The 13,960-nt window shown below is 42.3% G+C and carries 15 protein-coding genes and 1 pseudogene; 6 read left to right on the top strand and 10 right to left on the bottom strand.

Annotation, left to right across the window (positions count from 1 at the left end):
• The first annotated feature begins 280 nt into the window (after positions 1–280).
• On the top strand, positions 281–769 hold the full coding sequence (locus tag CH76_RS13590) for a sigma-70 family RNA polymerase sigma factor (RefSeq protein WP_051910362.1): 489 nt from the start codon (positions 281–283) through the stop codon (positions 767–769).
• Positions 770–786: 17 nt separating this feature from the next.
• Here the strand turns inward: CH76_RS13590 and CH76_RS12200 are convergent, their stop codons facing one another.
• Genes CH76_RS12200 through CH76_RS12165 form a run of 8 tightly spaced genes read right to left on the bottom strand, consistent with a single transcriptional unit; the run spans position 787 to position 7,565 of the window.
• Positions 787–1,542 carry an HAD family hydrolase gene (locus tag CH76_RS12200; RefSeq protein WP_051910361.1) on the bottom strand — a complete coding sequence of 252 codons (756 nt, stop codon included), beginning with the start codon at positions 1,540–1,542 and terminating at the stop codon, positions 787–789.
• A complete protein-coding gene (locus CH76_RS12195; RefSeq protein WP_036146738.1) occupies positions 1,539–2,624 on the bottom strand; it encodes a cysteine protease StiP family protein in 1,086 nt (361 codons plus the stop codon). Before CH76_RS12195 ends, CH76_RS12200 begins: the two co-directional genes overlap by 4 nt.
• Positions 2,625–2,637: 13 nt before the next feature.
• On the bottom strand, positions 2,638–3,885 hold the full coding sequence (locus CH76_RS12190; RefSeq protein WP_051910360.1) for a phosphoribosyltransferase family protein: 1,248 nt from the start codon (positions 3,883–3,885) through the stop codon (positions 2,638–2,640).
• Positions 3,848–4,900, bottom strand: a complete 1,053-nt coding sequence (locus tag CH76_RS12185) for an HpcH/HpaI aldolase/citrate lyase family protein (protein ID WP_036146736.1) — start codon at positions 4,898–4,900, stop codon at positions 3,848–3,850. Before CH76_RS12185 ends, CH76_RS12190 begins: the two co-directional genes overlap by 38 nt.
• 54 nt (positions 4,901–4,954) lie before the next feature.
• On the bottom strand, positions 4,955–5,710 hold the full coding sequence (locus tag CH76_RS12180; protein WP_036146735.1) for a TerC family protein: 756 nt from the start codon (positions 5,708–5,710) through the stop codon (positions 4,955–4,957).
• 35 nt (positions 5,711–5,745) lie between these two features.
• A complete protein-coding gene (locus tag CH76_RS12175; protein ID WP_036146732.1) occupies positions 5,746–6,324 on the bottom strand; it encodes a TerD family protein in 579 nt (192 codons plus the stop codon).
• A gap of 14 nt (positions 6,325–6,338) precedes the next feature.
• A complete protein-coding gene (locus tag CH76_RS12170; RefSeq protein WP_036146730.1) occupies positions 6,339–6,917 on the bottom strand; it encodes a TerD family protein in 579 nt (192 codons plus the stop codon).
• Positions 6,918–6,953: 36 nt separating this feature from the next.
• Positions 6,954–7,565 carry a TerD family protein gene (locus tag CH76_RS12165; protein WP_036146741.1) on the bottom strand — a complete coding sequence of 204 codons (612 nt, stop codon included), beginning with the start codon at positions 7,563–7,565 and terminating at the stop codon, positions 6,954–6,956.
• A 266-nt stretch (positions 7,566–7,831) separates the two neighbouring features.
• On the opposite strand from CH76_RS12165, the gene CH76_RS12160 reads away from it, so the two are divergent.
• On the top strand, positions 7,832–8,143 hold the full coding sequence (locus CH76_RS12160; RefSeq protein WP_036146727.1) for a hypothetical protein: 312 nt from the start codon (positions 7,832–7,834) through the stop codon (positions 8,141–8,143).
• Between the two features lie 75 nt (positions 8,144–8,218).
• On the opposite strand, the gene CH76_RS12155 is transcribed toward CH76_RS12160, so the two are convergent.
• Entirely contained in the window at positions 8,219–8,419 is a 201-nt protein-coding gene (locus CH76_RS12155; RefSeq protein WP_036146725.1) for a cold-shock protein, read from the bottom strand.
• Positions 8,420–8,598: 179 nt separating this feature from the next.
• Positions 8,599–8,874, bottom strand: a complete 276-nt coding sequence (locus tag CH76_RS12150) for a DUF1033 family protein (protein WP_036146724.1) — start codon at positions 8,872–8,874, stop codon at positions 8,599–8,601.
• Positions 8,875–9,082: 208 nt separating this feature from the next.
• Here CH76_RS12150 and CH76_RS12145 point away from each other — a divergent pair, with 208 nt between their 5' ends.
• The 4 genes and pseudogenes from CH76_RS12145 to CH76_RS13760 all read left to right on the top strand — a co-directional run bounded on the left by CH76_RS12145 (position 9,083) and on the right by CH76_RS13760 (position 13,701).
• Positions 9,083–10,810, top strand: coding sequence for a globin-coupled sensor protein (locus CH76_RS12145; protein WP_036146722.1), 1,728 nt, complete (start codon positions 9,083–9,085; stop codon positions 10,808–10,810).
• 105 nt (positions 10,811–10,915) lie between these two features.
• Positions 10,916–11,302 (top strand): annotated as a pseudogene (locus CH76_RS14295) (helix-turn-helix domain-containing protein); the annotation flags it as partial.
• Positions 11,242–12,270, top strand: coding sequence for an IS3 family transposase (locus CH76_RS13765; RefSeq protein ID WP_369792394.1), 1,029 nt, complete (start codon positions 11,242–11,244; stop codon positions 12,268–12,270). The pseudogene CH76_RS14295 and the gene CH76_RS13765, both read left to right, overlap by 61 nt.
• 100 nt (positions 12,271–12,370) lie before the next feature.
• A protein-coding gene (locus CH76_RS13760; RefSeq protein ID WP_369792393.1) for an IS3 family transposase occupies positions 12,371–13,701 on the top strand; the annotation gives its coding sequence in 2 pieces (ribosomal slippage) (positions 12,371–12,758 and positions 12,758–13,701; 1,332 coding nt in all).
• The last annotated feature ends 259 nt before the right edge of the window (positions 13,702–13,960 follow it).

The raw sequence follows: 13,960 nt of genomic DNA, 5'->3' as shown, positions 1-13,960 counted from the left end.
GTGACTAATCAGGCAGTGGTTTTTTTTCATTCATGAAAACTTTAGGGGAACATCAGTTGCGTTTCGTTATTAAAACGACATAAAATTAGGTTAATTGGCCGAAAATAGGCATAAAACGTATGAAAATGGGGGTTTTGGGGTGTATTGTCGTTTTAATGCACTTTTTGTCGTTTTAGTGCATTTTTTGTCGCTTAATGCGCTTCGATAAATGTTTTTTTCGTTGGTATAGTGAAGCTACCATGGAATATATGCTTGTGCACAGGTAAAAGGACGTTACGATTTGAAGTCGATAATGTATGAAGATTTGTATATGCAATACAAGCCAATGATTCAATCTATTATTTCGGAATTACATGTACAGCATGATTATGCCCATTTTGAGCAAATTGGCAGGGTCGCACTGTGGCAAGCCCAGCAACGTTTTACGACGGGTGATGCTAGCACGTTTGGCGCTTTTGTTTATGTTAAAGTACGCGGGGCGATGTTGGATGAGTTTCGACGTAACGCGCGCTATGCGCAACATTCGGTATTAGTGGAAACCTTCCCGACGGTGGCGGTTGCGCCTTATGACGGGGATGTTAAGGAGTTAATGGAGGAAGCGCTGGCGCACGTATCTACAGCGGACGGCGAATTATTTCGGTTGTTGTATGTAGAGCAGTATACGCTTGCGGAGGTGAGTGAGCTATGGGGGATGGCGTATAAAACTGTAGCACGTAGGCATGCGCGGCTCATGCATAAGTTACGCGCACTGAAAGTTAAACTTCTATAAAAAAAAGAGCGTGCTCCTTAGAGTACGCTCTTTGCATGGGCAATGGCAGTCGCCAGCATTTCTTCGGTTGCGGCAATACCGCTTGCTGTGGTTGTGGGTAAATGGTCAATCCCATCCGTCCCGTGACGCATGAGTACGGCCGCATGTGCGCCTTCAAGTAATGGCACATCAAGACGTGAGTCACCTGCAGCATAAATAAAGTTTGCGCCGCATTGTTCGGCTACATAGGCGGTTGCCTGCCATTTGGTTAAGTAGCTTGGCACAAAGTATAGCTTACGCCCTTGTTGTGACATCGTAAAGCCCAGCTCACGCGCTACGTCTACCGCTTCGACTGGGGCAGGCTTTGTTGTAATGGCATACATAAAGTGCTGTACATCATAATGGCGCTCTACCCCGTCAAGTTGTGTCATATAGCGGTACATCTGCGCATAATGTGGGTTAGCCTGTGCAGCAATGTGCTGTGCCCAGCGCACATCAGGCTCCCCTTTATACAGCACCTCTGCCCCGTTTGTTGTAATCGCATAACGCGGTTGTAAAGCCGTAATACCAAAAATACGGTTATACTGCACGGTGGTACGCGTAGTCACAGGTACAAAGTGCGCATGGTCATTTAACCACGCAAGCTGTGTTAACGCCTGATCACTCATATAACTAAGCGGCTCGCCTTTATAGTTTTCTACGAGGGTGAGCGGTGCAGTGGTCGGGTACTCCGTTAAAAAGCGTTTAGAGTACAATAACGTGCGGTCTAAGTCACTCGCTAATAAAAAGCTCATACAATCGGTCGAATTAAGCCGCAACAAGCATAATTCATCGCTTGGTATGGCTCGACCGTCACCCCTCTCTCCTTCGCAAGTTGAAAGATGTGCGTCAAGCTTGGGTCATTCATATCTTTTACAAGGATTTTCCATGGCATGCGGCGCAGTAGTACGCGTGTGGTTTCGCCTACGCCTGGCTTTACCAGGTTATGGTCTGCAATGCCGTAGTGCTCTTGAATGGTAATAATATCACGCATGCCCGCCCATGTTACGGTACGATCACTCGCTTGGATTACCGCGAGTTGCTTAGTAATGGCATCTTTTGCTTCGGCAAACTCGCCCACAATTGTTGCAATATACGCACGCGACACATCCTTACTCGCTAACTCATGGTATACTTTTGCCCCGTGAAAATCATGTGGCCCAATTAACTTATCATTGAGTACGCTTCGGCTCACAAGCCCTGATACAACCGAGTTAAGGCAAGAGCTAGGGATTAAAAAATCTTTACGCGTACCAAAATAAGTGGCACATTCCGCAGGGTCCGCTAATACAGCAAGGTCTGCGCTAATATGCGTACCATTAAGTTCGTTAAAGGCATCTACTGCGGTAATTAATTGTTCGGTAATGGCGCCTTTGCCCGTCCAGCCATCCACAAAGACAATTGTGCGCTCAGGGTGCTGCTTCGTAATATAACTTAGCGCATTGGTATCAATGCCACGCCCGCGAATGATGGAGATGCTGTAGTGCGGCACGTCAACACCTTTCGTTTGGAGGTAGCGTTTTAGCAAGATGCCTACGGGTGTACCCGCACGTACGAGTGAAACAAGCACAATGCCCTCGCCCTTTTCGGCAAGTAACAGCTCACCTACCACCCCTGTCGCAATCGCAACCTCGCGCTTATACTGCGTGAGTGATTGCTTATATAACTGCCAGTAGTCCTTGCTTGGCTCATACTCAATCGGTAGCATCTCCGAATAATGCACACCCGCCTGGATGGCACGCTCTCTTGCCTCATTGCTTTGCTCTAGTTTAGCGTCGGTAATATCCTTCAATAAAAATGTGACATCTTGCGGCTCATAGCTGCTAATAACTTGCATAAAAACCCCTCCTCTACATCGTAACTACATAAATGGTACTCGCATGAAACGGACGCACTAGCTCAGCTAACTGCTCATCCGTCGCATCACGCTCTAGCATAATAATCACTTCGTCATACTGCGCTACATTATAAATATAATGCGTAATATCCGCTTCTTCTGGCGCTTGAAATTGATAGCGTGCTGTTATTGGGTAATGCGGGGCATCGTACACATAAATCGGGCTGCGCGTTGTCGCATGATACCACACATCTTCCCCCATATAACTCGCTACCTTCATAGGTACATACATAAACTCCCCCGTACCAATAACGGCTGTGCGCCCTGTACGTAACGGCGCTAACACTTGTGCCACTTGTTGGCAATATGCGGCAAGTGACGCATTTGTACCAAAGCGCCCTGTATCACGTAAATACCCTTGATATTTAGGAGCTTTTGGGACCGTAACCCGCGTAAACTGTGCCACCTCACCCGTTAAGCTTGGTTGCTCCTGCAAGGCAATCGCACCCGACGTTGTCACTGTACCACGCACTAAGCTATAAAATTGTAGCTCAATCCCGAGTTGCTTAGCAAAATCTTTTGTACGTGCTTCGTGCTCAGCGGTACGCCAATCGAGTAAAGATAGCACCGCATACTTTTTATGCGGAAAACGCTCGTGCAGTGAAGCAATAATATTCATGGCTGTTTTGCCTGTAGTAATTTCGTCATCTACTAAAATAATCGTATCTCCGCGCATAAATAATGCCTCGTCAGCATAGCAGCGTTGGTCTGTTGCGTGAGAGTGCTCCTCCTCAAAATACAGCGTAACGGGTTGATCGACTACCTCACGCGTGGAGTGAATATAGTGCGTGTTGGCTAAGCAGTCATACACACCATGCCCTAGCGCGGTAGCGGTTTCGGCAAAACCAATAACTAGCGCATCACCTACATTAAGCGTTAACTGTTGTGCCGCTTCATACGCACGCATAATAGCCGCTTCATCTTTCGTCTGCAATGCTTGTGTGAATACCGAACGCTCCGCTACTTGCTTACCTGTTGTTTGCTCATAATACGTTACAGCAAGTAATGCCGAAGCAATTAGTGGCAGTTGTGGACGCAGTGGCAAATGTTTGCCAAGTACCGTACTCACAAATAAAAAAGCACGTTTTTTATTAATACGTAATGCCATTTTGTACAGCTCACCGTAATTATGCGGGGCTGTGGTCACTGTGACCGCTAAATCCTCATAGCGATGCACAGAGGTCTTCGTAGGTTTTTCCATGTGCTAACACCCCATATACTAGCGCGCGTACTGCGATTTTTTGTGCCCAACGCAGATGCGGCTTTGTTTCATTCATTTTATTGCGAAACTCACTGCTAAATACACCGTTTGCTGTTGTGCTATGTGCCAAAATGGCGCTCGCATCTTGGTACTCCTCTAAAGTCACTGCTTGCAAGGCTTGTACAATAGCTAAGTGACTTGGGTGGATAACGGTTTTACCAACAATCCCATTCGTGCGGTCAAGCTGTACTTCTCGCACTAAGCCTGCACGGCTCGCCTCGTCAAAATACTCCCATACAGGGCCTGACACAACATAAGCTTGGGGTGCGCGCATAAAAACATTTAACGTATCCGTAATTAACTCACGCACTAGCCCAATATCATAAATAGGTGTATGCGCATCGCGGCGCAATCCGTACAGCCCGCATAAATCAGTAGCGCCAATACGGATATTAAGCACCCAATCGGCATAGCCATCAATACATGTTTTAAGCGCTAGTAACTCCGCCATACGCTGTTCTTTATATAGTACATGCGTAGACTCTAAAATCGGCATCGCATATAACGGGCGTACTAGCCCCTTATTCATCGTAGCGAGTGTCGTCAAATATGCGTCGGCATTTGCGGTCGAAAACTTCGGAAAAATAAAGCCCGTAATAACTGACGCATACTCTCGTAACACAGGTGCTAGGCGTACAAATTGTTCAGGTGAACGCAACCGAATAAAAATAAAAGGCAAATCGCCATCCGCTGGTAATGCCGCTAAATGCGTAAGTAACGAGCGCTCCGCCGCTTCAACCTCATCATCAGCAATAGCATCCTCTAAACAAATCGCTAAGGTGCGTAAGTAAGCAAACTTTTGTGTTGTAATTAATGTGCTAATATCCTCACGCGTTGCAGGCATATACAGTAGCGCACCAAGCCCGTAAGCAATATGCTCGCGTGGGCTAGTATTGGTTAGCGCTGTTGGTCGTTTAGCAAATAGCGCATCTGGTAAATGTGAAAAATAGTGCATCTCGCACCTCCTTGTCAGTAAAAAAGAGGGCCCACATAAGCGGCCCTCTTTGCATTATGCAGCTTTCTTGTTGTTCATTGCATGTACAACGAATGTCAGCGCAAACATTACAATTAAAATAATAAAGAACACAACGTGCGAAATCTCAAAGCCAAAGACGCTTAGTAACATCTTCGCCGCAATGAGTAAAATTAATAGGTACGCGGTTGTTTCTAGCTCAGGCACACGTCCGATTAATTTTAAAAATACGCCCGCAATCCCACGCATCATTAAAATACCAATCATACCGCCTAATAGTAGTACCCACACCTTTTCACTTACACCAAAGGCCGCCAGTACACTATCCACTGAAAACGCAATATCCATTAACTCTACTGCTATTACAGTACCCCAAAACGTACCAAATATACGCATAAGGAAGCCTTTTGCCTTCATATCCTCGATTTCTTCCTCAGTGCCGCCACCTTTGGATTTTTCGATAAAGTATTGGATGGCAAGCCACGCTAAGTAAGCTGCACCTAATACCTTTACCCACCAAAGCTTAATTAAAAATACCCCAACACCAATGGCAAGGAAGCGGAAGAAGTACGCCCCAATTAACCCATAAAATAAGGCCTTTTTACGTTGCTTTTCTGGCAGGTGACGCACCATAACAGCGAGTACCAGCGCATTATCAGCTGATAGTAGGCCCTCGATAATAATTAATGTACCAATTAAGCCCCAGTTTACAGGGTCAGACAGTACCTCAATCCACATATTCAAATCAAAAAATGAAGCGTACGTTGATAATATACCATTAAGTAGTTCCATGCTCTGCCTCCATTGTCAGCAACAAACGGCTGCTCTTATACTTCTAAGCCATAGTTGCGGCACAGCGCAGCTAAGCCACCTGAGAAGCCCGAACCAATGGCATTAAATTTCCACTCATTGCCGTGGCGGTATAACTCACAAAATACCACAGCTGTTTCGATAGAGAAGTCTTCACCTAAATCAAAGTGTAGTAGCTCCTCGCCCGTTGCCTCGTCCACAAAGCGTACAAAGGCATTGGATACTTGACCAAAGTTTTGACCGCGTCCCTCTGCATCATGGATCGTAACTGTAATACCAATGCGATCTACATGTGCTGGGATTTTAGAGAAGTCAACGATAATTTGCTCATCATCGCCGTCCCCTTCGCCTGTACGGTTATCGCCTGTATGGATAACCGATTTACTTGGGTGCTCTAAGTTATTGTAAAAAACAAAGTCTAAATCATTTTGACAGCGGTTACTCGCGTCTACTAAAAATGCTGATGCATCTAAGTCAAACTCTTGCCCGCCCGAGTATTTGTTAGTATCCCAGCCTAGCCCGATAATACCGCGCACAAGGCTTGGGTTTGTTTTAGTTAAATCAATTTTTTGCCCTTTTGATAATGTAATTGCCATGAGTGATGCCCTCCTTATACTTGTAAGCCGTAATCACGTACGAGTGATGCTAGCCCACCTTGGTAACCTGAGCCAATCGCATTAAACTTCCATTCGCCACCATGACGGTAAAGCTCGCCTACAACGATAGCTGTTTCAATAGAGAAGTCTTCGCCTAAATCATAACGAATTACCTCTGTATTCGTTGCTGCATCTACAATACGCACATAGCTGTTTGACACTTGACCAAAGTTTTGACCGCGCGCTTCTGCATCATGAATGGTAATGGTAAAAGCGATTTTTTCGATTGAGGCAGGTACGCCTGGTAAATCAATTTTGATTACCTCATCGTCACCATCTCCCTCGCCTGTTAAGTTGTCGCCTGTATGTACGACTGAGCCAGCGCCGCCCTGTAAATTGTTAAAGAAAACAAAGTCTTGTTCGCTTGAACACTTACCTGCTGCATCTAGTAAAAATACAGATGAATCAAGATCAAAATCTTGACCGCCATCATATTTATTTGTATCCCAGCCTAGCCCTACTACGATATTTGTAAGACCTGGATTACCTTTTGTTAAATCTACTTTTTGACCTTTACTTAGTGAAATTGCCATTGTCTATTCCCCCTATTTACATTTATATGTTCACACTTACTTACTATAGTGTTGTAGCATTGCTGATAAGTTAGCATCCGTTGAGCCTGAGCCAATTGCGCCAAACTTCCAATCACTGCCATGACGATAAATTTCAGCAACCGTTAAGCTTGTAAGCCCTTGGTAGTTATCTGATAAGTTAAACTTGATGAGTTCTTCCTTCGTTGTATCGTTAACGACGCGAATATAGGCATTTGCTACTTGACCAAAGTCCTGCTTACGACGTACACAGTCATAAATATTAACAACAAAGATTAAACGATTAACTTCTTGTGGGATGCGGCTTAATTGCACGATTACTTGCTCATCGTCACCATCGCCCTCACCCGTTAAGTTGTCGCCTGTATGTTGTACACCGCCACATGGGCTTGTGAGGTTGCCAAAGTACACCAAATCATTATTATGCTTAAAGCTGTCATCACGTAACATAATGACTGATGCGTCGATATCCATATCAGCACCGCCACTGCCACCACCAAATAAACCACCTAATAAGCCGCCACGCTTTTGTTCGATTGGATCCCAGCCTAAGCCCACAACAAGACGCTCTAATGTAGGGTTACCTTTCGTTAAGTCAATACGTTGACCTTTTTGTAATACGATAGCCAATACAACCACTCCCTTACCTTCTATTAGTTACAAGCAATCCGCAACTTATGTCTATTGTACGAAATTCATTTTACGAGTGTCAAATTATTCCTAAAAAATACGGAGAGGGTTACTCGCTTATGACTAGTTGACTAGCGTGTAATCCCACTTTTTTCACTCAGTACTAAGTAATACGTGTGAGTTGATAATTGGTTTCACTTATTTCGCGCTAGAAGTTGACGTTGTACAGCTTTCGTTGTACGTTTGTTAGGTGAAGGAGTGAAAGCATGAAGAAGTGGCTATTAATTGGTGTGCTGGCGTTACTCGTAGGCTGCCAACAAGCGGAGGACGCTAATTTTTACAGCATTAAAGACCGAGGCGATGTGTTAGTTATCGAAAACATTTTCCTTGAAGCTGAAAAAATCGACGAAACATTGGATGTCGAAACAGCGGACTATCATTTAAAATTACTCGGTAATGAGTATTATGTATGGAAGGACGAGGGCGACACAGGTAAGCTCGTTTATAAATACGATACAAGTCAGGCATATGCCTTTAATGATTTATCACGTATTACAACGATTTTAGAACGTAAATAAATACAAAAAAGAACGACGCTACGAGAGCGTCGTTCTTTAGTTAGTTTCAACTAAGTGTTTGCCTTAATCCGAGGATTAAAGTTTTGTTACGTTAGCAGCTTGTGGTCCGCGGTTGCCTTCTACAACTTCGAATTCCACTTTTTGACCTTCGTCAAGTGTTTTGAAACCGTCGCCTTGGATAGCTGAGAAGTGTACGAAAACGTCGTTTTCGCCGTCAACTTCGATAAATCCAAAACCTTTTTCTGAGTTAAACCATTTTACTGTACCTTGTTTCATTAAGAAAACCTCCAAAAAATAAATGTAACAATATGCAATTCTTCACAGATGTAAAAATTCACATATTACAAAAAGTACCGTTACGAACCCGATGACTCTTTGTAATATGTGAATCTCGTGGATTTGCGAGTGAATCAATTTAATTGTTACCCTTAGTATACATACCATTCATAAAATTGTCAATAAATCTTTTGAATAAATATTCCGTGATAGATTTGCGCGTCATCTTCGCATGCTTCGCAGTAGCTAATTTCGTCTTCGCACCAGAACGCAAACATGCCGTCCTTAGTAGCTTCGTTGCTATATTTCGTACGGAATACGGTAAGCTGTTGCTCAAGGTTTTTTTGAGCTTCTTCTATAGTAGAGAATGTTTTTTGTTGCTCAATAAACTGCTCCCAACCTTCAAAGCGCCACCAAGGTTCGTAATCCGCCTTCATATAGATGACCTTGTACATGTTTATAACTCCCTTTACTCATACTAGTACTAAAGCCTAGCAAAAAAACTTTTTTATTTCTTTATAATTATAGCAATGTGGTTGTTAAAAAGAAAACGATTGGACTTTGCAAACAAAGAAATTTCAGTTTATTAGCTACTAAACAAAGTAGGAATATGATACTATGAAAGTGAAATATATCTATTTTATCATAGGGGGTTTTTAATAAATGTTTGCTTCCTTTAGACCGAAAGCAGAAGTGCAAGATTTATTTAAACGTGGAACCGATTTACCTGTCACGGGGCGCTTCAAAGAAACACTCGCTTTCAATAACTTTACAAGTACCACGCAAGTACATTTACGCGAATTATGCGATAAACTTCAACATGCACAGCCTTCCATCCAACAAATTTTTACGGATTACCTTGCAGAAATCTCACCTACTGGTACTAACCGCATCGAGATGAAATATGTGGAACGTTATTTAGATATGTTCTTTCTGCATGAGCGTGATGGCAATTACGTCGAAAAAACCGTTAAATTTTTTAATATGTTTAGAGAACGTGGCTACGAGGCCGGTAAAGTCATTGTAGTATTTAACCAATTTGCTTTTTATGTGACCACACATATCCTGCATAACTTTGGCTATAAACCAAATACCGCGTTTGAGTTACTGCAATCCTTCCAAGCAGCCATTAACGTAGATCAGCAATTATTAGTAGAGGCGCAGGACGAACGACTTATGGAGAAAGTCGTTGGCGAAATTTCTTCATTAATGGATGTTAACGCACGCATTATGTATATGAAGGATTTAGTTTTTAGCCTAGATCGTCAATCTGAGGAGTTGCAATCATCAACCGCAGCTACTGAGCAAATTGCCGCTTCTATTAACGAAGTAGCTCGCTCATCGTCACGCATCTCTGAAAAAACAACCGAGTCACTCGACAACGCGACAACGGGTAAAAATGCAATTGAGCATGCCCTCACTGAAATCTTTAAAACGGAAGAAACGTTTTCTTCTATTGTATTATCATTTGCGGAATTGCAAAAGCGCGTAAATGACATCGAAAATGTTGTGACACTCATTAACCAAATTGCTGACCAAACAAATTTACTGGCACTGAATGCTTCCATTGAAGCGGCACGCGCTGGCGAACATGGTAAAGGCTTTGCGGTAGTAGCACAGGAAGTACGTAAATTAGCAGAAGGCACAGTGTCTGCGCTATCTGAGGTTTCTGGCAATGTACAGCACCTAAAAAGCTACTCTAATGATGTGGCACACTCCATTACCAATACTACAACGATTATTAAAGAGGCAACGGACGAGGCACGTGAGTCATTACCACTGCTTAACGCCATTGTAGAAGCCTTTGAAGACATTAGTTTTGACGTGACCAATACCGCAGCCATCTCTGAGGAGCAGGCCGCAGCGATTGATGAAGTATCACAGCGCATGGTAGAGATTTCGGATTTACAGGAGGATATTCGCCAATATGGTCAGGATACCTCACGTGATATTCACTTAATGGGTAAAGAAATCAACCGCTTCCGTTTAGATTTAATCGAACAAAACAACGTACAACTATCAAGCATTGCCCTACTACAGCTGTCTAAAGCTGACCATATTTTATGGAAGTGGCGCGTGTACAATATGTTCTTAGGGCTTGAAGACATTGACCCAAGCTCTGTTACATCGCACTACGATTGCCGCCTTGGTAAATGGTACGACTTACCGCGTACTAAACAGCGCTTTGCTAACAACAAAGAGTACCAAGACATGGATCCTTACCATATCGAAGTGCATAACTGCGCTAAAAAAGCAGTGGAGGCCTTTAACCGCGGCGACATCCAAACCGCTGAGGCGCACCTTGCTTGCTTAGACACGGCTTCACAGCAAGTGCTTCACTATATCGAACAACTCATCAGCCTTCTACAAAAAGAGCGCTTAATGAGCTAACAACAAGGCTAGACCACAATAAAATGTACCCTATAAGATAGACACTTGAAATGAACTGCTCCCCGATTGTTAGACACAACTAACAATTAGAGGAGCAGTTTTTATATGGCTAAATTTACTTCAGAAGAAAAATTACAAGCAGCTTTACGATATTTAAAGGGGACTGAAAGCTCGCATGAAATCGCTAAATCGATTGGAACAGATCACAAAGCGATTCTTAATTGGGCGAAGCAATATGAGTATAACGGCGTAGAAGCATTCGTAAAACGATATACAAATTACTCAACGCAGTTTAAACTAGATGTACTAAACTTCATGATTGAAAACGGTACGTCTTTAAATGAAACAGCGGCTATCTTTGGGATAGCGTCACAGTCAACCATACGACAATGGCGAAAACAGTTTGAATCAAAAGGATTTGATGCCCTTCAATCAAAGAAAAAGGGGCGTCCATCCATGAAAAAAGAAACGAACAAACAACCAAAACAAGTACTAGTAGAAGGCTCACCAGAAGCACTTCAAGCAGAAATCAACCGTCTACGTATGGAAAACGAGTATTTAAAAAAGTTGAACGCCTTAGTTCAAGCCAAGGAAAAATCACCAAAGAAGACAAAGTAAAGGTCATCTATGAATTAAGGCATAAATACTCGGTGAAGGCGCTTGTGGCATTCGCAGGTATTCCTCGTAGCACGTACTATGATTTAGTAAAGAAGATGAATCGACCGGATCCAGATGCCAATTTAAAAGATGAGATACAATCAATTTATAAAGAACACGAAGGCCGTTATGGCTATCGTCGTATTCGCGATGAGCTCGCGAATCGTGGACAAAAAGTGAATCATAAAAAGGTTCAACGTATCATGAAAGAACTTGGCTTAAAATGTATCGTTCGCATGAAAAAGTATAAATCTTATAAAGGAACGGTTGGTAAAATTGCGCCAAATATTTTGGATCGAAACTTTACAGCCGAAGCCCCAAATGAAAAGTGGGTAACGGATATTACAGAGTTTAAATTATTCGGTGAAAAGCTTTATTTATCACCTGTTTTAGATTTATTTAATGGAGAAATTATCACCTATACAATTGGTTCTAGACCGACATATTCTTTAGTTTCGGAGATGTTAGAGAAGGCTTTAGAACGCTTACCAGAGGAACACCAGCTACTGATGCATTCCGATCAAGGCTGGCATTATCAAATGAAACAATATCGTTACGCCCTTGAATCAAGAGGTATTGTGCAAAGCATGTCACGTAAAGGGAACTGTTACGATAACTCTGTAATAGAGAACTTCTTTGGCATTATGAAATCTGAATTCCTTTACTTAAAGGAATTTGAAAGTGTGGAGCATTTTAAAAAGGAACTTGAAAATTATATACACTATTACAACACGAAACGAATGAAGGCAAAACTAAAAATGAGTCCGGTACAATACCGAACTCATTTTAATCAAGCTGCCTAAATGAAATAACCGTGTCTAACTTTTAGGGGTCACTTCAAAAAAGGTCATCTTATAGGGTGCTTTTTGTTTATAATGAGAAAAAACGATGCGGAGAACAAAGATGACAAAACACTATTTTACGTTAGCTCAACAAAAAGAATTAAGAAAAAATCCATATGTAAAAGCCGTTAGTGAAAAAGCAATTACGTATACGGACGAATTTAGACGATTATTTATTGCCCAAAATGAAACTGGAAAGCTACCAAGAGAAATTTTTGAAGCAGCTGGTTTTGATATCGATATCATCGGTATGACTCGTGTACAAAAATGTGCGGCTCGTTGGAGAAAAGCATTTAAAAAAGATGGTATCCGTGGTTTAGAAGATACGAGAAAACATGGTTCTGGACGTTCTCTTGAAAGAGAATTGAGTATGGAAGAAAAGTATGCCCGACTGGAAGCGAAAATGCGTTTACTAGAAGCGGAAAATGAACGCTTAAAAAAGATCGATTTACTCGAAAGGCAGCTGTTGGAACAGAAGAAAAACTAGCACCCGAACTAAAATTTGAATTAATCCATGAAACGATTAAAAAATATAACTTAAAAAGCATGGTGAGTTATCTTTGTGAAGTATTACAAGTATCACGCTCAGGCTATTATAATTATTTCGCTCAAACATCCGTTGAACGAAGAACGATGAAACATCAGGCTGATGAACGCGTAAAAGATGAGATTTTAAAAGCGTATCAATTTAAACGACGTCATAAAGGCGCTCGTCAAATTAAAATGACGCTTCAAAACCAATATAAAATTACGTACAATCTCAAGCGTATTCGTCGTATTATGAAAAAATTCGGCATCATCTGCCCCATTCGGAAAGCGAATCCTTACCGAAGAATGGCGAAAGCAACGAAGGAACATCGTACGTGTACGAACGAATTACAACGCAACTTTAAGCAAGGTGTGGCAGGCAAAGTCTTATTAACAGATATCACATATTTGACGTATCGAAACGGCAAACGTGCTTATTTATCAACGATTAAAGACGCTGAAACGAACGAAATTCTCGCCTATGAAGTGTCGGATTCTTTACAGCTGGACATTGCATTAAATACCTTAAAAAAATCAAGAAAACATACGCACTTCACAAAGGATGCCTTTATCCATTCTGATCAAGGATGCCATTATACGAATCCAAAATTTCAAGCACTGGTGAAGAAAATGAAACTAGGGCAATCGATGTCACGTAGAGGAAACTGTTGGGATAATGCGCCCCAAGAATCGTTCTTTGGGCATTTTAAAGATGAAACGTACATCAAAGAATGTGAAACACTTGAGGATGTGAAGCGAGAAGTAAAAAGCTATATGACCTATTACAATCATTATCGAGGGCAATGGAATTTAAAAAAGCTGCCGCCTGTAAAATACAGACAGCAGCTCCAACAATTTGCCTAACCTTTTTCAAAATGTCCTTTACAAAGGGTACACTTTACAACGGGTCTAGCCTTTTATGTCAACTACCCCCGCTTAAACGCTAAAGCGTTTTGAAGTGGGGGCTTGTGTCACCTAAAAAGGCGGGTTACTTACTTCGCAAGCAACCTTTACACTTATACCTACCCAATAGTACAAACGGTCTTACAGACCTCCTATCTTAGCGTGGTGGTATATGAGGACGGTTGACTTCGCCCCTACGGAAAAGGCTATACCTTAACCA

It is taken from the genome of Lysinibacillus sp. BF-4 (assembly GCF_000743635.1).
In the GTDB taxonomy this organism is placed as follows: Bacteria; Bacillota; Bacilli; order Bacillales_A; family Planococcaceae; genus Metalysinibacillus; species Metalysinibacillus saudimassiliensis.
This window is presented reverse-complemented; position numbering and strand designations above follow the sequence as displayed.